The organism is Microbulbifer litoralis, from assembly GCF_023634065.1.
Classification (GTDB): domain Bacteria; phylum Pseudomonadota; class Gammaproteobacteria; order Pseudomonadales; family Cellvibrionaceae; genus Microbulbifer; species Microbulbifer litoralis.
The window spans coordinates 178,985-195,873 of record NZ_JALKCV010000003.1; the positions used below are offsets into that span (position 1 = coordinate 178,985).

The window sequence follows — 16,889 nt, forward strand, 5'->3', positions numbered from 1 at the left end:
CAGCTTAGGCAGGGGCCGGCAATCGCGCCATTATTTCCGAGGTAATCACAGCCCCCGGAACAACAGCGGGTGCTCCGCCGGCACCGCTGCCATTTCGGCGTCGGCCAGCAGGGGCCGGCCATCGTCGCGGTAGATGCGGCCGATCAACAGGCGCGGGTGTACCAGTTGCGAGGCGGTGGAGAGGGTATCGTTGTAGACCGTCAGCGGACAGACACCGCCGTCCGCCAGCAGCGCCACCGGGTAGTCGCTGGTGTGCAGCAGCCGCTTGCTGAGCTTCTCCCAGCCATCGGGGATGGAGCCGGAGGCCTGCAGCCGTTCCAGCAGCGCCCAGCCCTCCGGGTCATCCCCCTGCAGCGTCTCCATGGTGATATAGAGTGCCAGCCCGGCCGCCAGCGCCGTGCCGTTGTGCAGCAGCGGGCGCAGGCCTTTCGGGTTCATCATCAGTTCATAGATATTGGCGTCGTTTTCCAGCAGCGTCGTGTCCACCCGCGGCAGGAAGAAAGCCAGCCAGGCGCGATTGACCGACAGCAGGCGGCCGTAGCTGTCGTGCACGAAGGCCGGCGACGGCTCGCTGCGCTGCAGCGCCACGCGGATGGACTTGTGCAGCCACTCCGCCAGCTCGGGGCTGTCGAACAGGGACTGGTCGGTGGCGAAGCCGGCGGACTCGAACAGGTAGGCGCGGTCCCGCGCCGACAGCTCGAAGATATCCGCCAGCGTCTGCACCACGATACGCGAGGGCTTGGAACGGCCGGTCTCGAGAAAGCTGATATGGCGGGTGGAGACCCCCAGCGGACCGGACAACTGCTCCTGGGACAGGCCACAGACCTTGCGCCAGAAATGCATCAGGCGGCCGAAAGCGCTCTCACCCCTGGATTTGTCGACCAGGGACAGCGGGGATGACTTCATGCTCGGAGCTTCTCGTTATCGTTCATTCGCGATCCAGTGCCAATATATCGCCAAGACAGCACAAGTGCCACGGCACCGGTCCCCGAGTACCGGAACCCCGCCCCGATAGCACAACGGAAGCGCCCAAGGCTGGTAGAATCCCCAGCCCAACGCCAACCGAATGATGTAGCTCCGAATGACCAAGCTGAACCCCCGCCAGGCGGAGGCGGTGAAGTATATCGACGGCCCCTGCCTGGTCCTCGCCGGCGCCGGTTCCGGCAAGACCAGCGTGATCACGCGCAAGATCGCCTACCTGATCGAGGAGTGCGGCTACAGCGCGCGCAATATCGCCGCCCTGACCTTCACCAACAAGGCGGCGCGGGAGATGAAGGAGCGGGTGGGCAAACTGATCAAGGGCCCGGATGGCAAGAAATCCAGGGCCAGCCACGGCCTGACGGTGTCCACCTTCCACAACCTGGGCCTGAATATCCTGCGCCGCGAGTACCGCGCCGCCGGCTACAAGCCCGGCTTCTCGATCTTCGATGCCGAGGACGCCCGCGGCCTGATCAAGGAGCTGATGCTGCGCGACGGCGACCTGGACACGGACCTGCTGGACCGGGTACAGAACCAGATCTCCAACTGGAAGAACGATATGCTGACGCCGAAGCGCGCCCTGGACCAGGCGGGCAGCGCCGGCGAACAGGCCATCGCGCTGGCCTACCAGCGCTACTGCGACGCCCTCAAGGCCTATAACGCGGTCGACTTCGACGACCTGATCCTGGTGCCGGTACAACTCTTCGACACCGACCCGGAGCTGCTGCAGCGCTGGCGCAGGAAGATCCGCTACCTGCTGGTGGACGAGTACCAGGACACCAACAACTCCCAGTACCTGCTGGTCAAACTGCTGGTGGGCGGCCGCGGCGGCCTCACGGTGGTGGGCGACGACGACCAGTCGATCTACGCCTGGCGCGGCGCGCGGCCGGAAAACATGAGCCTGCTCAAGCAGGACTTCCCCAACCTGCGCCTGATCAAGCTGGAGCAGAACTACCGCTCCACCAGCCGCATCCTCAAGGTGGCCAACCACCTGATCGCCCACAACCCGCACGAGTTCGACAAGGCGCTGTGGTCCGATCGCGGCCTGGGCGAGGAGATCCGCGTGCTCAAGGTGGGCAACGAGAACGAGGAAGCGGAGCGGGTCGCCAACGAGATCTTCCTGCAGAAGAGCCGCCGCGGCTGCAAGTTCATGGATTTTGCCGTGCTCTACCGCGGCAACCACCAGGCGCGGTTGATCGAGATGAAGCTGCAGGAGCACCAGATTCCCTACCAGATGTCCGGTGGCACCAGCTTTTTCGCCCGCGCCGAGATCAAGGACGTGATGGCCTACCTGCGCCTGCTGGTCAACCCGGACGACGACAACGCCTTCCTGCGCATTATCAACACCCCGCGCCGGCAAATCGGCACCAGCACCCTGGAGGCGCTGGGCAACTACGCCAAGGGCCGCGAGATCTCCATGTTCAGCGCCTGCAGCGAAATCGGTTTCCGCGAATATATCAACGAACAGGGCTACGAGCGGCTGAACCGCTTCGCCCTGTGGCTGCAGGGCGTACAGCGCAACTGCCGCGAGAACAGCCCCGACGGGGCCCTGCGGGAAATGCTCGAGGATATCGACTACGCCGGCTGGCTGAGCCAGAACGCCAGCAGCGAGAAAGTGGCCGAGCGGCGCATGGAGAACGTCTACTGGCTGCTGGAAAGCCTGAACAAGACCATGGAGGGCAGCGACGACGAGCTGGAGCAGGACGTGCGCCTGGAACAGGCCATCTCCAAACTGATTCTCAGGGATATGCTCGATCGCCAGGAGGAGGAAGAGGCCACCGACAAGGTCAGCCTGATGACCCTGCACGCGGCCAAGGGCCTGGAGTTTCCCCATGTGTTCATGATCGGCATGGAGGAAAACCTGCTGCCGCACCGCAATAGCATCGAGGACGACAATATCGAGGAGGAGCGCCGCCTCACCTATGTCGGCATCACCCGCGCCCAGCGCACCCTGACCATGACCCTGGCCGGCAAGCGCAAGATGTTCGGCGAAAACCAGGACACCACCCCCAGCCGCTTCCTGGAGGAACTGCCGGAGGAGGACGTGGAACTGGAGGGCTTCGGCAAGGCCACGCCGGAGCAGAACCAGGCCAAGGGGGAGGAGACACTGGGGTCGCTGCTCAGTATGTTTGACTGACGGGACTCGGGACTCGGGACTCGGGACTCGGGACTCGGGACTCGGGACTCGGGACTCGGGACTCGGGACTCTCAGTAGGGTGCGCCGGGCGCACCGGGCGGTTCAATGGTGCGCACGGCGCACCCTACCACTGTGGTCATTCCGCCTTGAATAGCACACAGAATTTCAACAGCTTACCCACAGAAAGTCCCCAGGCCATGCACAAAAAAGGCCGCTCCGGGAGCGGCCTCTTCACAACCTGAGTAAGCGGTCGCTTACTGGCTGTTCTCCGTCATATAGTCGACGGCTGCCTTGACCTCGTCCTCGCTGCAATCCATACACAGGCCCTTGGCCGGCATGGCGTTGAAGCCGTTGATCGCGTGGGTGTAGAGCGTGTCCATCCCCTTGGCGATACGCGGGCCCCAGGCGCCGGCATCGCCGAACTTGGGTGCACCGGCGACACCGGCCGCATGGCAGGTGTGGCAGGCGCTGTCGTATACCTGCTTGCCGGAGCGGGCACCGCCACCACCGGCGCTGGCCGCAGGTGCCGCCGCGGCGCACTCATCGCCCTGCATGCAGGTTTCGCCCGCAGGCGCGATGCGCTCGGAGATTTCTTCATCCACCGACTGCGCCATTGCAGCGGCCGCCCCAACGGTCAAGACCGCCACAATACTCAAAATACTCTTCATTCTTTCCCCCTAAAGGCCGTCAATCGGCCCGTAGACTACCGGCTCCAGTGCCGCATACTTCTACCAGCGGCGCATTATAAGCATTGAGCCGCCCCCTGCGAAGGGCATCGCGTCTATCGCCGCAGCAGTCGCGCGTCACAGGCTCATTTGGCGAGGAATGAACGCAGGCCTGGATGGGGGCACAGCGGAATCCGGGAATGAACCGACGCCGGCAATTCCCCGCGGGTCTACTCCGCGCCGGCTTCCACCTCGTAGGGCATCTGTTCGCGATACTGGTCCCAATTTTCCACCAGCGTATCCACCACGCGGCTGCCGACGCGATACGCACTCTCCAGAGACAGCGCCAGGCCGGCGTAGTCCTCACCCTCGCTGAGCAGGCTCTCGGCCGCGGTGGTGCCCGGCTTCGGTACGGTGAAGTTGCTGGCTGTGCGCAACACCATCAGGCGCTCGTAATCGGCCTTGCCGGCGCGATCCAGGTAGCGCAGCGACTGGGCCGTGCCGGTGTCTTCCATGGCCGAGGAGACAAAATTGCCCTGCCCCTCGGTCCAGTAGTCCACCCATTTGTTGGCCCACCGGTTCAGGTGCTCGCCGTGCCAGAAGGTCATGCCGGCGAGATTGTCGCCCTTCAGCACGAAGGGTTTGCGCTGCGCATTGGGATAGCCGCTGTAGGCCTTGCGCTGCTCGGCGATGGCTTCGTCGTCGCCCAGGTCGATATCCTTCGTCAGTTGGTAGGCCCACTCGGTCAATTCACCATTGATCTGGAACATCTCGCCCTGGTTGGGCGGGCGTTTTTCCGGGTAGGGACCGTGGGCGAACAGCGGGAAGATGCCGGTCTCCCAGTCCTCGGGCAATTCGCGGCTGTCGATCTCGTGCATCAGGTCGCCGTCCACCAGCCACTCGGCCCAGGCGGCGGAACCGATCGAGGCCTCGGCCGGGTCGAAGCCGGAAATACCGGCCACCAGCCAGTAGGCGTTACTGAGGTCAAAGCGCGGATCCAGTCCCAGTGCCATCACCGCCGAGGCGGATTTATTGGTACCCATGCCGGTCACCATGCCCAGCACGCCGGTATCCGGATTCAGGAACAGGTCGTGGTGGGACTGCGGGAAGGGAAAGCGCTGGTCCAGTTGCTGGCGCTCTTTCCACAACTGGAATTCGCCGGCGGTATCCCCCTGGTCCTCGCCGATCTCGAACATGTTCACCACTACCACCCTGACCGGGATCGGTGCCGGTGTACCGCCGGCCTGCGCTTCCGGCGCAGCCGTTTTCTGTTCACAGCCCGCCAGCAACAGCAGGGACAGCAGCGCGCCGCAGACAGCGCCGACATTTACGGAATTATTCAACATCATCTGTTCTCTTCGGTTTTTCCGGATGCATGACTTCAGTTTGAAGCGACGGCCGTTGCGGAGAATTCACACAGGCCGTAGTGCTCGCAGGTAAATCCGTGGCTGTGCGGTACCACATCGCTGAGTCCCGCCATGCCGCGGCGCCTGAAACGCTGCTCGAAGCGTCGCAGCCGCGCCTCGTAGTCGCCGAGCAACGCCGCTTTGGTCTCGCTGTCGACAAAACTGTGCTGCAGCGAGTTGCGCCCCAGCGAGATCAGCTCTTCCCAGGAGAGGTTGAACTCCTTGACCGCGACAAAGTATTCGTCGGTCATATTGGAGTCCCACATACCGCGGTCGTCGGTGGACAGCGCCACCGGTATGCCGGTGCGCAGGTATTCCGGGAAGGGATGCTCGCCGTAGTCGTCCACATAGTCCAGCAGCAGGTTGCTGATCAGGTTGATCTCCACCAGGTAATCGCCATTGCGCATCAGCAGCATGGTATCCGGATCGGATATCAGGTTGACGCCGTGGCCGATGCGCGAGGCCCCCAGCAGCAGTGTGTCGCGCACATGGTGATTGGGCTCGTCCACCTCGCCGGCGTGAATCGCCAGCGGAATGCCGGGGATGTCCCGCCGCAATTTGCGCAGCGTGGGCAGGAAGCGCAGCGGGTAGCCCTTGTCGTTGTCCTCGCGGCCGACCATATTGATGCCGACGTAGAGGTCCCGGTGGCGGTCGACGAAGCGGTAGATCCACTCCAGGTCCCGCTCGGCGCTGTCGATAAAGCGCAGCAGGAAATACTGCATGCGCAGGGTCACACCGGTTTCGCGCGCGTCCGGTTCCGCCAGCCGGTCACGGAAAATATCCGCCACCGCGTCCGCTTCGAAGGCGCTGCCATCGGGCTTTTTATAGAAGCGCGTACCGCCCATGGTCTCGATATAGCGGACGCCCTCGCGGGCAAACGCCTGCATGTTCCTGACCAGCATCTCGGCGTTGATGTAGGGGTTCTGGCCCAGGTCGGCGAGGCGCTGCCAGTGGGTCTGGAAGAACTCCTCGCGCCCCTCGTGCTTTTTGTCCAGCCGCAGGCTGTCGAGCCAGGCCGCCTTCTCTTCCGCGTCCAGCGCCCCGATTTTCTTGTACTCACCCTTTTCACAATCGGACAGGGCCCGATAGCTGGAGGCCTGCAGGTTGTGGAAGTACATCAGGTAGGGTGTCTGCCCGAACATGTCGCGGCCATAGCCGGCGCAGTTCCCGATCCGCACGCGGGTGTAGTACTGGTAGCCGCCGTTCAACTGCCGGTCGGTGGCCAGCTGGTACCACCATTCGCTGAAGTTGGAACCGGTCATATGGTTGTGCAGGTCGCCACCCTTGGGCAGCGCGTAGAGGAAGCGATAGAGATCGCGGTCGTCGGCGCCGGCCTTGAATTCCTCGAACCAGTTTTCCACGGCGCCGGCACCCGGGCTGGCCGCTCCCAGGAGAAGACCCGCACACAGAATGGTCGAGCGCAGGATTCCCGGTTTCAGTCGTCTGTTCATGTTTTTCCATCCCCCGCAGAGAAACAGATGCGCCGCGCACGCCACTGCGTCCTGCCTGCGCGGCGCTATTGTGGTCAGAAGTTCTTGCGGAATTCCAGACCCAGGATGCGCGGGTCGTTGACGAAGCCGGTCAGGTTATTGAAATCGATCTGGCCCTTGATGTTCTCCTCGTCGGTAATATTGCGGCCGAACAGCGCCACTTCGTAATCGCCGGAGAAGCTGGTGTAGCCGGCGCGCAGGCCGCCCTCGAACTGGCCATCGACAGTGTATTCCTTCGCTTCGTACAGCGTCAGCAATGTCTCACCCTGGTAGGCCCAGTCGGTGTAGAAAAAAGCTTCGCCATCGCTGCCCACCGGCAGGCTGTAGCGCAGGGTGAAATTGAAGATGGCCTCCGGCGCGGACTGGAAGGGGTTGCCATCGATCAGCGCCAGGCCGTCCCCCGTCAGCGGGTCGGTGACGGTGCACAGGCCGGAGCCGCAGGTGGCGGTGGCCAGGTCCGCGTCCTGGATTTCAGTGTCGGCGAAGCCGGCACCGGCGGTAATCAGCAGGTTGTCGCTGGCCACCCATTCCAGATCGACTTCAAAGCCCCTGCCGACCCCCTTGTCGGCGTTCAGCAGGCGGTTGTAGTTGCCGCCGCCACCGACCGCGGTCAGCTGGATATCGTCGATCTGGTAATAGAAGAGCGCGCCGTTCAGGCGCAGGGTGTTTTCCAGCAGGTCGGCCTTGTAGCCCACCTCGAAGGAGGTGATGGTCTCTGAATCGGCCACCGACGGGCTGCTTTCAAAGGCCACATCGCGCGCCTGGATCGACTGCGCGCGGAAGCCTTCGGCCAGGCGCAGATACAGGCTGGCGCTGTCGTCCAGCTGGTAGTTGAGGCTGCCCTCCCAGCTCAACTGGTCGTCGTCGATGGAGAGGGGATCGTACTCCTGCACACTGGCATCGCCGGTGACCAGGGCAAAGCCGTCGACATTCTGCGCCCCCACATCCAGGGTTTTCTCGTCGTAGGTATAACGCAGGCCGACAGTGGTGGTCAGCCGGTCGGTGAAATCGTAGGAAGTCTGTCCGAACACGGCCCAGGCAGTATTGCCATGGGTGACTGTGGTGGCACCGTAGTAACCGTCGATGCTGGTCACGTCCAGCTCGGAATCGAAGTAGAAACCGCCCAGCTGCCACTGCAGCGGCGCGGCGGTGTTGCTGGCCAGGCGCACTTCCTGGGTCAACTGCGACACATCGGCCCGATCCTCGGTCACGGCATCGAACAGGATCGGCCCCGGGCCGTCGCCGACCACGCCGCCGTCGATGTCCCCCTTGCTGCTGCCATCAGCATCCTCGTAGGCGGAAATGCTGGTCAGCAGCACATCCCCCAGATCCCACTCCAGTTTCAGCGACGAGCCGGCACCCTCGTATTCCTGCGGGTTGTTGTCGCCGCTGTCGTAGTAGACGGCGTCGCGATCGAAGTGATCGCTCAGCTCGCCCTCCTCTCCCCGCTGGAAAATATTCGCGCGGAACACGCTGGCGGTACCGTCCAGGTCGCGCTGGTGCACATTCAGCAGCGCAGAGAACTCTTCAGAGGGTGTCCATAACAGCTGGCCGCGCGCGGCCAGTTCGGTGAAGCCGCCTATCGCATCTTTCTCGACTGTACCGCCGGAGCCCCTGGTATAGGTGTTATCGATCCAGTCACCGCGCTCCTGGCGCAGGAAGGAGATACGGCCGGCCAGCCTGTCGTCGATCAGCGCGCCGCCGAAGGCGCCCTCGATATTGGCCGTACCCAGCTCACCGGCACCCACCCTGACGTAGCCGTCGCTATCCCAGGTGGGCTTGCGGCTGTCGAATTTGACGATGCCGGCGGTGGTGTTGCGACCGAACAGCGTGCCCTGTGGCCCGCGCACCACTTCCACCTGCTGCACATCGAAAATCGGGAAGCTTTTCAGTACCACGTTTTCCTGCACCACATCGTCGAAGATGATGGAGACCGGCTGCGAGGCGGCCAGGTCGAAGTCCGCGTTGCCCAGGCCGCGGATATAGAAGCGCGGCGCCGCGCGGCCGTTGGAGGATTCCGCATAGAGGTTGGGCACCCGGGCGCCCAGGGCGAGGATATCGTCGCCGGCGGAGAAGATGCTGTCGAAGCGCTCACCGGACAGCGCGGCCACCGAGGCGGGCACATCCTGCAGGCTTTCCGCACGCTTCTGCGCCGTGACGGTGACCTCCTCTAGCTTTACCGCTGCCCGCCCGCCGACAGTCTCCGCGGCGGTTGTGGACAGCGGCAGTGTGGCCGCAATGGCGGCGGCGAGCAGCGTGGGGGTCATGGCCTTGTGCATTGTTGTTTTCCTTTTGTGTCCCGGTGGAACCCGGATTCTGTTCTGGTGGCATCGAGCGCGCCCGCTGTCCCCGCACGGACCAGGCTGGCATTTACTCGGGGGCGCAAACACACGAATTCCCCACAACAGAGCAACCGGCGTGCCAACAGACACAGAGTGACCACTTTTCGACCGGCTCGCCCCGGCAATCCCCGCGGGCTCGCGCCCGGTCAGCGCCCCGGGTTGCGCGGGAGCCGCCCCCGGAACCATCGCAACCGCACAGACAACGCCGAATCTGGCCGGGCGACCGGTTTTCGCACCATATTGGGACACACAGGCGACGGTGGCGGCCCATCCCCACCACCGCTCCGATCCCGCTTCGCGCAGGGGCGAAATCCGCGCTTTGCCCCACCCGGCCCCTTCTGTATAATTCGCGTCCGCGCCGGGCCAGCTCCCGGCGCAGATCCGCCCCTAGCTCAGCTGGATAGAGCGTCGCCCTCCGGAGGCGAAGGTCAGAGGTTCGAATCCTCTGGGGCGGGCCATATATGAAAACGGCTACCCCTGCGGTGGCCGTTTTCATATATGGGGCGCTCCAAGGCCCAGATTTGAACCTCCGTTCGAGCCGGAGGCCGCGTAGCGGCCGGAGACCAGCGACCGAAGGGAGCTAATCCTCTGGGGCGGGCCATATACCAAAAAGGCCACCCCTGCGGTGGCCGTTTTCATATATGGAGCGTCCCAAGGCCCAGATTCGCCCCCCCGGTTCGAGCCGCAGGCCGCGACATAACCCGGGTTTGTTATCATCGCCCCCATCCACTGCCCCGGGCACCCGATAACCGACCGGAATCCACCATGCCCCGATTCCTGAAACGCCCCGTCAAAGCTCTGCTGTGGCTCGGCATTCTGTTCGTCGCGGCCACCGCATTGCTGGTCCTGGCACTGCGCTGGGTGGATCCCCCCTCTTCGATGGTGATCCTGGCCTGGGAACGCCAGCATGGCCGGCAGGCACAGCACGAGTGGCGACCGCTGGCGCAGATATCGCCCAACCTGCAGGTGGCGGTGATTGCCGCCGAGGACCAGAAATTCCCGCTGCACCACGGTTTCGATTTCGGCTCCATCCGCAAGGCGCTTGAAGAGAACCGCGACCGCCCGCGCGGCGCCAGCACCATCACCCAGCAGACCGCCAAGAACCTGTTCCTGTGGAGCGGCCGCAGCTACCTGCGCAAGGGGCTGGAAGCCTGGTTCACGGTGCTGATGGAACTGCTCTGGCCCAAGGAGCGGATTCTGGAGGTCTACCTGAATATTGCCGAGTTCGGCGAGGGGATTTACGGCGCCCAGGCTGCGGCGGCCAATTTCTGGGGAAGCCCGGCGCGGGGCCTGAACCGCTGGCAGTCGGCCCTGCTGGCCGCGGTGCTGCCGAACCCCAGGCGCATGTCGGCCGCGGCGCCGTCGCGCTATGTGCGCGGCCGCGCCGCGGATATCGACCGGCAGGTGCGGCAACTGGGCCGCCGCCGTTACCTGGAAAAGCTCTGATCAGGGATACAGCAGCGATCCCACCCCGATCTTGATCACATTGCCGCCGATGCGGCAGCGCACTTCCCGCCCCGGCTTCTTGTCGAATTCCGCGTGCAGCACGCTCTTGCGCGACCGTTCACTGCCGCGGTCGACAGCGAAGGTATGGGTACCGGCAGCGGTGTCCGGCTGCTCCGCCAGGTAGGCGATGAACTCCGGCATCACATTGCCGATGGGCGGGAAGGCATCGCGGGGCGTATCCGGGTTCAGCAGGCGACCGTGGAACTGGGAGAAACCGGTGATGGAGCCCGGCGCAAACAGGAACAGGTCCGAGGTATACACATCGCCGCACAGCTCTCCCCAGCGATCCGGGTTCAGGCTCGCCGCCAGCACATGTTCCGGGCGCGTGAAGGGCACGATCAGCGTCGGCGTGTCCACGCTCACTACCAGCGGGCGATACTTGCTGAAGACAATATGTTTTTCATCGATATTCAGCGCCGCCGCCAGGCGCGGGATTTCCGGCGTATAGCGGTCGACAGTGGGGCCCAGGGTGCGGGCGAACTGGATGGCGCCGGGGCCGTTTTCCCCCTTGTCGATAAAACTCTCGATTAGCTGCGCATTCTGTTTCAGCAGGAAGGAGGCGAAACTGCCCTCGTCCTGCGCCAGCCCCATTTCATAGGCCGCATGGGAAGCGGCCAGAATCGTGTGGGCACCGAACAGCTCCTGTCCCCTGCCGCTGTATACCGTCGCCGGCGCGGCGCTGTTGCCCGGCTCCATAAACACGGTCTGTGTCTGCTGGAACTCGCTGGCAATGGCGATACGGGTATCGTCATCGAGCGTTTTTCCATCCAGGTTGATCACCGGAATCTGCGTGCCCTGAAAAGGTGCATCGGCGAACACATCGAGGAGCGCGTAATCGAGAGCCATGATTCTCACCATCTTTTTATTGTTGCCATACGACTATGAACGATTGCGGTGAGAATTCAATTGTTCCGCCCGGATATAATCGGACCTTTTAATTTGGTACCAAAGTGTTGATCCGTAGCCCGGATGAAGGTGCGCAGCGCCGGAATCCGGGAAACGGCACAGGCCCCCGGATTCCGCTGCGCTCCATCCGGGCTACCTATTCAATAGGCCCTACAGGCAAAAGATTCGTCATAAATCGGTCACAGTAACGTATCAATCCACCAATAGTATCCAGCTTTTCAACATGCCCGAATCCAAGCTGGAGTTACCATGCAAAAAGCAGCAAAACGGACTTTTCCGCTGACCGCCCTCGCCTGCCTGATTTCCGCCTCTGTCGCCGCACAGCAGGGCGGCCCGCAGGATCTCGAGGAGGTTATCGTCACCGCGCAGAAGCGCGAGCAGTCGATCACCGATGTACCGCTCACCATCAGCAGCCTGGATGGGGAAACACTGGAGGCATTGGGCGTGGACCGCTTCGACAGCCTGTCGGAGCTGGTGCCCGGATTGGTGGTGCAACAGCAGAGTGTCAACAACAACGGCTATGTGATCCGCGGCATTACCTCCGACGACGGCAGCGCGCCCGGCGCCGCGCGGGTATCCGTGTACCTGAACGGCACCGACGTGTCCCGCTCCCGCGCCTCCTATTTCGAGGTTTACGACATGGAGCGCGTGGAAGTGGTCAAGGGCCCGCAGGCGACGCTGTTCGGCACCGCCGCCTCCATCGGCGCCATAAGCTTCATCACCGCCAGGCCACAGCGGGAATTCGCCTCGGCGCTGACCGTCGGCGCGGGCAATTACGATATGCGCAAGGTGGAAGGCATGCTGACCGGCGGCAGTGACACACTGCAGGGGCGCTTCGCGTTTGTCTCCCGCGAGCGCGAGGGCTATGTGGACAACACCAGCGGCGAGGCGGACCTGAACGGCTACGATCGCCGCGCCTACCGCCCCAGCCTGCGGATCGTACCCAGCGACGACCTGACCATCGACCTGGTCTACAACTACGACAAGGCCGAGGACCCGGGTACCGCCTTCGTCAACGAGTCGCTGCTGTTCACAGACGACGCCTCGCTGAGCGTGCCGGACAACGACGTGCTGGGTATGGACGATATCGGTGTGGACCGCACCGTGAAGGATTTCAACGCGACCGTTTCCTGGGATCTCAATGACCGCCTGGCGCTGACCTATATCGGCGCCCGCCGCGATTACGATTCGCTGGAAGCCTTTGACGCAGACGGCACCGGCTACGAATTCCTGAATTTCTCCGAGGACGCCAGCGGCGACCAGACCAGCCACGAACTGCGGCTGAATTTCAGCGGCGAGCGCATCAACGGCTTTGTCGGCGCCAGTTATTTTGCCGAACAGGCGGAACAGTTTGTCGGCTTCGCCTCCGAGGAAGGCCTGTTCCTGAGCTGCTCCGGCGCGCTGGCGGCCCAGGGTATCCCCGGTTGTGAACCGCAAGCCACAGAGCTGCTGACCAACGGCGTCGTTCCCGCTTTCCCCTACGAAAGCCACTACGCCAATACCGCCGACAACAGCAGCCTGAACCTGTTCGCCGACGTCTCCTACCGGTTGACGGAAAAACTGGAAGCCACCGTCGGTGCGCGGCTGGTGGAAGAGGAGCGGGAATCCGGCTATTACAGCGAAATGGCGCCCTCCTCGATTCTGTCCGCACAGACATTCAACCCTGTCGACCTGTTCAACGGCCTGATACTGGATACCGACGGCGAAACCCTGAGCGGCGACACCGACAACTCCGCCGTGTTGCCGCGCTTCAACCTGCTCTACAGCCTGAACGACAACCTGAACCTGTACGGCACCCTGTCCCGCGGCGAGCGCTCCGAGGTGATCGAGCTGTCTTCCGGGATGGAAAGCATCCTGCCCACCGAGGAGATCGACAACTACGAGATCGGCCTCAAGGGCAGCCTGATGAACACGCCGCTGGATTACTCGGTGGCACTGTTCCACCAGAACTACGACAACTTCCAGGTCAGTGTGATCGACCAGGACAGCGGCCAGGTGCGCAACGAAAACGCCGGCTCCGCCACCAACACCGGCCTCGAGGCGGACCTGCGCTGGAATGCATCGGAAAAACTGACACTGATGGCCAACGTCGCCTGGATCGATGCCGGTATCGATGACGATTCCACCAACGGTGTCTATGCCGGCAACCAGTTTCGCCTGCAGCCGGAAGTCAGCGGCGCGGTCAGTTACCTGTACGAAACACCGATTGGCAGCGGGCTGCTGTTGACCAGCAGCGGCAGCTGGAGCTACCGCTCCTCGGTGTATTTCGACATCGCCAACCGTTTCGAGGAAGACGCCGTGGACCTGCTCAAGCTGCGCGCCGGCATCGCGGCCAGCGACCGCAACTGGTCGCTGACCCTGGCCGCCAGCAACCTGCTGGACGAGGAGTACATCATGGACGCGGGCAATACCGGCAACTCATTCGGCTTCCCGACCTATATCGAGGGCGCGCCGCGGATGCTGAGCCTGGAGTTCAACAAGCGGTTCGGCGCTTACTGATACCGACAACCGGCAAAAAATACCAGCACCCTCGGCGTAATGCCGATCAGTTAAGCCACACAGTCGCGGCAAAGGCCCTGATGCCGGGGGCAGCCTTGCGAGACTGTCTGCGAGAGGGACCTCGCAGACAAGCCTACAGGGACGTATTCACGGGGGGGGGCGCCTAGCCCGTGTCTCGCAAGGCTGCCCCCGGTACCAGGGCCGCCCCAATGCCAGCTAAAGCCTCGCGCAATCTCAGCTGCCAGACCTTAACCTGTTTAACTGACCGGCATTACGCCCCCCGGCGCTGGTATTTTCTTCCTTAACCATTTCGCGATAGTCGCCGTGTCCGCTCAGTAGAAATAGGGTGTCTTCTCCGTCCACTGGCTGGTCGGGTATTTTCGGTGCAGGCGTTTGAACAGCACTTCCGAGGATTCCGCTTCCTCCGGCCGGGTTCCCCAACAGCCGCGTATGCCCATACGATCGCAGTTGATCATGAAATGCAGCGCCTTGGCCTCGTCGGTGGAGCGCTCTTGCGGTGTGAACTGGGCCAGGGAGAGACGGTAGAAGTACTGGGCACCGCGATCGTAGCTTTTCAGGCCGCTCTCGCAGTAGCGATCCCCGTCCAGGCTGGCCAGGAATTTGTTGGCACCGGAGTATTTCGGCTGCGTCATGCGTTCCGCTACGAAGTAGCCGATATTCATATAGGCCTTACCCAGGGATTCGCCCCGGGCCAACTGGCGCACCGCGGTGCGGATGGCTTCGTAGGGGCCGTTGTCGATATCGCCGGAGCTCATCAGCCGATTCAGGGCTTCGAACTGCTCCCGCTGGATGTAGGCGTCGTACAGCGCATCGCGCAGTTCGGGCAGGTTCTTGTTCGAGAGGTTGCCGAGGACCAGTTCCTGCAGGTTGCCCGCCGAGCAATAGGCCAGTGCCGAACGTTTTGCCAGCGGGGCATTGTCGGTGTCGACAAACGCCTCGGCACCGCGTTCCGCGTAATCCAGCGCGGCCCGATGCATGGCCAGTGTGTTGCCATCCAGGAATTTCCGGTACACGGCAGCGAGGCGCTGCCGGTCGCCGGACTCGCGCGCGATCTGCACCAGGTAGGGATAGGCGGGCTCCAGTCCGGCCTCCATCAACAGCCGGTAGGCCTCCTCCTGCTCCCCGGCCCGGAAATGCTGCACACCGCGGCGGAAATCCAGCAGGCGCACCAGGGATTCCAGCTCGCTGTCGCCGGCGAATTGCCGGTAGTGCCCGTCCAGGTACTCGAGCAGTGCCGGGCCCTGGCCGAAGCGGCTGCCCTCATCGATCACCTGCAGGAACTGCAGTGCCGTGCTGTCGCCGGCCAGCAGCCGGTCCAGGTTCTGCTTGAGCCCCGCATAATAGGCCTTGCGATCGCCGGCCAGGTAGGCGGTGCGCCGCAGCAGGCCGCGGGCGGAATCGGCGTAGTGGCCGTCGCGCTCGACATGCTGGCGGAAGTACTGCGCGGACCTGGCCAACAGTGTGCGATCCACCGCTTCGCCGGGATCGCCGTAACCGTGCCAGTCGCCCTGCGCGGCGATCAGGAAGGCGCGCCCGGCCAGGTAGCTGGACAGGTCCGCCACGGTGGCCTGTTCGGAATCGACCAGTTTCGCAAACGTCTCCCCGGCCTGGCGGTACTCGTGCTGGTAGAAATGCGCCAGCGCCGCCAGGTAGTCGCGCCAGGGGGCGGGAATACTCTGCAGCTCGCGTTCGCTCAGTTTCCTGGTCGGCCGCTTCTGGCACTCGGCGGCAATATTGAGGCGGTAATAGAGAGCATTGCGCACGGCGAAGTCGGAAAGGCTCTCGTCTTCCAGCCACGCCTCGGCCAGCTCCAGGGTGCCTCGCAGCGCCCCGGCACTGGTACAGTCGGACCAGCCCGGCCTCTCCAGCGGCAGGCCGCCACCGGCAAATATGACGGTGTTATCGGGGGCCTGGCTGGCGGAGCCGCCGGATGAATAAACAACCAGGTCGCGGCCGCTGCTTTCCACCATCGGGTTCAGCACCTCGTACAGGCTGGCTTCGCTGTACCACTGGCCATCGCCGGTGCGGTAGATATATTTCTTCTCCACCCCCAGGTCATCCCTCAGCAACTGCACCAGCCGCCGTATCGTGTTGTCCGATACGGATTCTTCCAGCGGGTAGTCCGCCAGCGGGTTATAGAAGGTTTTCCAGAGTTCCGCACGGCTGGGCGGGCCGCCGCCACCGGCGAATACCGCGTGGCTGGCAGTCAGTAACAGCAACAGCGAGAGTGCTTTCAACTTCATGGGCGAGGTGCATCCTTGTTCAAGAAAACGGACACCCCCAGGCAATACCGGCCGCAAAGCTCGGCATCCGGGGGGAATTCGGGAGAGAGGGTAATACCGATCCGGTGGGAAATGGCGGAAGTGCGCAGGAAACGGACCACGGACCGGATATTGTCGTGGGGCACATAGCCGGCGTAGAGCTGCATGGCCAGGTAATCCACCACCCCGGCGAGCCGCTCCAGGGCCTGCGGCGCATCGAACACATAGGTGACCAGCGATGTGACAGAGACCGGTTCACCGGCCAGCTGCGCCCGCAGCCGGATCAGCCAGCGGCGATATTCCGGCAGGCGGGACGACGGGCTATCGTAATCGATCTGCAGCCCGGCCACCGCGACACCGTGGCTCGCCCAGCGGCGCTTGAGGCTCCGGTAGCGGGCGGCCACGTCTTCCGGCGGCCCAAGCTTGTACAGCCGGAACAGGAGCGTGACCGGGCCGGAGCCGGCCAGCGGGTAGGCGCTGACACCGCGGGCATGAAAATGCCAGTCGGCATCCGCATTGCCCTGGTAGAGAATCAGCCCGGCGTCGGCCACGGCGTAATCCAGGTCGTTGGCATTCCAGATCCAGTAGCTGCGTTCGATCGCCGGCCCCCGCTGCGGGGTTGCGGCGAGGATCGCATAGGCAGCCACACCACACAGCAACAGCGCTGCCATTCCTGCA

Annotated in this window: 11 protein-coding genes and 1 tRNA gene; 4 read left to right on the forward strand and 8 right to left on the reverse strand. The window is 63.5% G+C overall.

Annotated elements, in window-relative coordinates; translation table 11 throughout:
* Positions 1 to 45: 45 nt before the first annotated feature.
* Positions 46 to 906, reverse strand: coding sequence for a helix-turn-helix domain-containing protein (locus MWN76_RS06475; RefSeq protein WP_250460328.1), 861 nt, complete (start codon positions 904 to 906; stop codon positions 46 to 48).
* A gap of 175 nt (positions 907 to 1,081) precedes the next feature.
* Here MWN76_RS06475 and rep point away from each other — a divergent pair, with 175 nt between their 5' ends.
* Positions 1,082 to 3,115, forward strand: a complete 2,034-nt coding sequence (gene rep / locus MWN76_RS06480) for a DNA helicase Rep (RefSeq protein ID WP_250460329.1) — start codon at positions 1,082 to 1,084, stop codon at positions 3,113 to 3,115.
* Positions 3,116 to 3,369: 254 nt separating this feature from the next.
* On the opposite strand, the gene MWN76_RS06485 is transcribed toward rep, so the two are convergent.
* From MWN76_RS06485 to MWN76_RS06500, 4 genes are all read right to left on the reverse strand, one after another.
* Positions 3,370 to 3,783, reverse strand: a complete 414-nt coding sequence (locus MWN76_RS06485) for a c-type cytochrome (protein ID WP_250460330.1) — start codon at positions 3,781 to 3,783, stop codon at positions 3,370 to 3,372.
* 227 nt (positions 3,784 to 4,010) lie between these two features.
* Entirely contained in the window at positions 4,011 to 5,129 is a 1,119-nt protein-coding gene (locus tag MWN76_RS06490; RefSeq protein WP_250460331.1) for a purine nucleoside permease, read from the reverse strand.
* Between the two features lie 32 nt (positions 5,130 to 5,161).
* A complete protein-coding gene (locus MWN76_RS06495) occupies positions 5,162 to 6,637 on the reverse strand; it encodes an adenosine deaminase family protein (RefSeq protein WP_250460332.1) in 1,476 nt (491 codons plus the stop codon).
* A 74-nt stretch (positions 6,638 to 6,711) separates the two neighbouring features.
* Positions 6,712 to 8,955, reverse strand: coding sequence for a TonB-dependent receptor (locus MWN76_RS06500; RefSeq protein WP_250460333.1), 2,244 nt, complete (start codon positions 8,953 to 8,955; stop codon positions 6,712 to 6,714).
* A 444-nt stretch (positions 8,956 to 9,399) separates the two neighbouring features.
* Between MWN76_RS06500 and MWN76_RS06505 the strand changes: the two genes are divergently transcribed.
* Together MWN76_RS06505 and mtgA are read left to right on the forward strand one after the other, a co-directional pair.
* A tRNA-Arg gene (locus MWN76_RS06505) sits at positions 9,400 to 9,476 on the forward strand.
* A 307-nt stretch (positions 9,477 to 9,783) separates the two neighbouring features.
* Positions 9,784 to 10,464, forward strand: a complete 681-nt coding sequence (gene mtgA / locus MWN76_RS06510; protein ID WP_250460334.1) for a monofunctional biosynthetic peptidoglycan transglycosylase — start codon at positions 9,784 to 9,786, stop codon at positions 10,462 to 10,464.
* Here mtgA and MWN76_RS06515 read toward each other — a convergent pair whose 3' ends face one another.
* Entirely contained in the window at positions 10,465 to 11,370 is a 906-nt protein-coding gene (locus MWN76_RS06515; protein WP_250460335.1) for a PhzF family phenazine biosynthesis protein, read from the reverse strand. It abuts the gene before it with no gap.
* A gap of 309 nt (positions 11,371 to 11,679) precedes the next feature.
* Here MWN76_RS06515 and MWN76_RS06520 point away from each other — a divergent pair, with 309 nt between their 5' ends.
* A complete protein-coding gene (locus MWN76_RS06520; RefSeq protein ID WP_250460336.1) occupies positions 11,680 to 13,929 on the forward strand; it encodes a TonB-dependent receptor in 2,250 nt (749 codons plus the stop codon).
* A 332-nt stretch (positions 13,930 to 14,261) separates the two neighbouring features.
* On the opposite strand, the gene MWN76_RS06525 is transcribed toward MWN76_RS06520, so the two are convergent.
* Positions 14,262 to 16,193 (reverse strand): hypothetical protein, encoded by a 1,932-nt coding sequence (locus tag MWN76_RS06525; protein WP_250460337.1) that lies wholly within the window; start codon positions 16,191 to 16,193, stop codon positions 14,262 to 14,264.
* Complete coding sequence (locus tag MWN76_RS06530) at positions 16,190 to 16,882, reverse strand: DUF3142 domain-containing protein (RefSeq protein WP_250460339.1); 693 nt, start codon at positions 16,880 to 16,882, stop codon at positions 16,190 to 16,192. The genes MWN76_RS06525 and MWN76_RS06530 overlap by 4 nt, the downstream gene beginning before the upstream one ends.
* Positions 16,883 to 16,889: the final 7 nt, after the last annotated feature.

Excerpts from the sequence above, each read along its gene's own strand:
- MWN76_RS06515 (WP_250460335.1), bottom strand. The coding sequence starts at position 11,370 with ATGGCTCTCGATTACGCGCTCCTCGATGTGTTCGCCGATGCACCTTTT.
- MWN76_RS06490 (WP_250460331.1), bottom strand. The coding sequence starts at position 5,129 with ATGATGTTGAATAATTCCGTAAATGTCGGCGCTGTCTGCGGCGCGCTG.
- MWN76_RS06525 (WP_250460337.1), bottom strand. The coding sequence starts at position 16,193 with ATGAAGTTGAAAGCACTCTCGCTGTTGCTGTTACTGACTGCCAGCCAC.
- MWN76_RS06520 (WP_250460336.1), top strand. The coding sequence starts at position 11,680 with ATGCAAAAAGCAGCAAAACGGACTTTTCCGCTGACCGCCCTCGCCTGC.
- MWN76_RS06485 (WP_250460330.1), bottom strand. The coding sequence starts at position 3,783 with ATGAAGAGTATTTTGAGTATTGTGGCGGTCTTGACCGTTGGGGCGGCC.
- MWN76_RS06530 (WP_250460339.1), bottom strand. The coding sequence starts at position 16,882 with ATGGCAGCGCTGTTGCTGTGTGGTGTGGCTGCCTATGCGATCCTCGCC.
- mtgA (WP_250460334.1), top strand. The coding sequence starts at position 9,784 with ATGCCCCGATTCCTGAAACGCCCCGTCAAAGCTCTGCTGTGGCTCGGC.
- rep (WP_250460329.1), top strand. The coding sequence starts at position 1,082 with ATGACCAAGCTGAACCCCCGCCAGGCGGAGGCGGTGAAGTATATCGAC.
- MWN76_RS06495 (WP_250460332.1), bottom strand. The coding sequence starts at position 6,637 with ATGAACAGACGACTGAAACCGGGAATCCTGCGCTCGACCATTCTGTGT.
- MWN76_RS06500 (WP_250460333.1), bottom strand. The coding sequence starts at position 8,955 with ATGCACAAGGCCATGACCCCCACGCTGCTCGCCGCCGCCATTGCGGCC.
- MWN76_RS06475 (WP_250460328.1), bottom strand. The coding sequence starts at position 906 with ATGAAGTCATCCCCGCTGTCCCTGGTCGACAAATCCAGGGGTGAGAGC.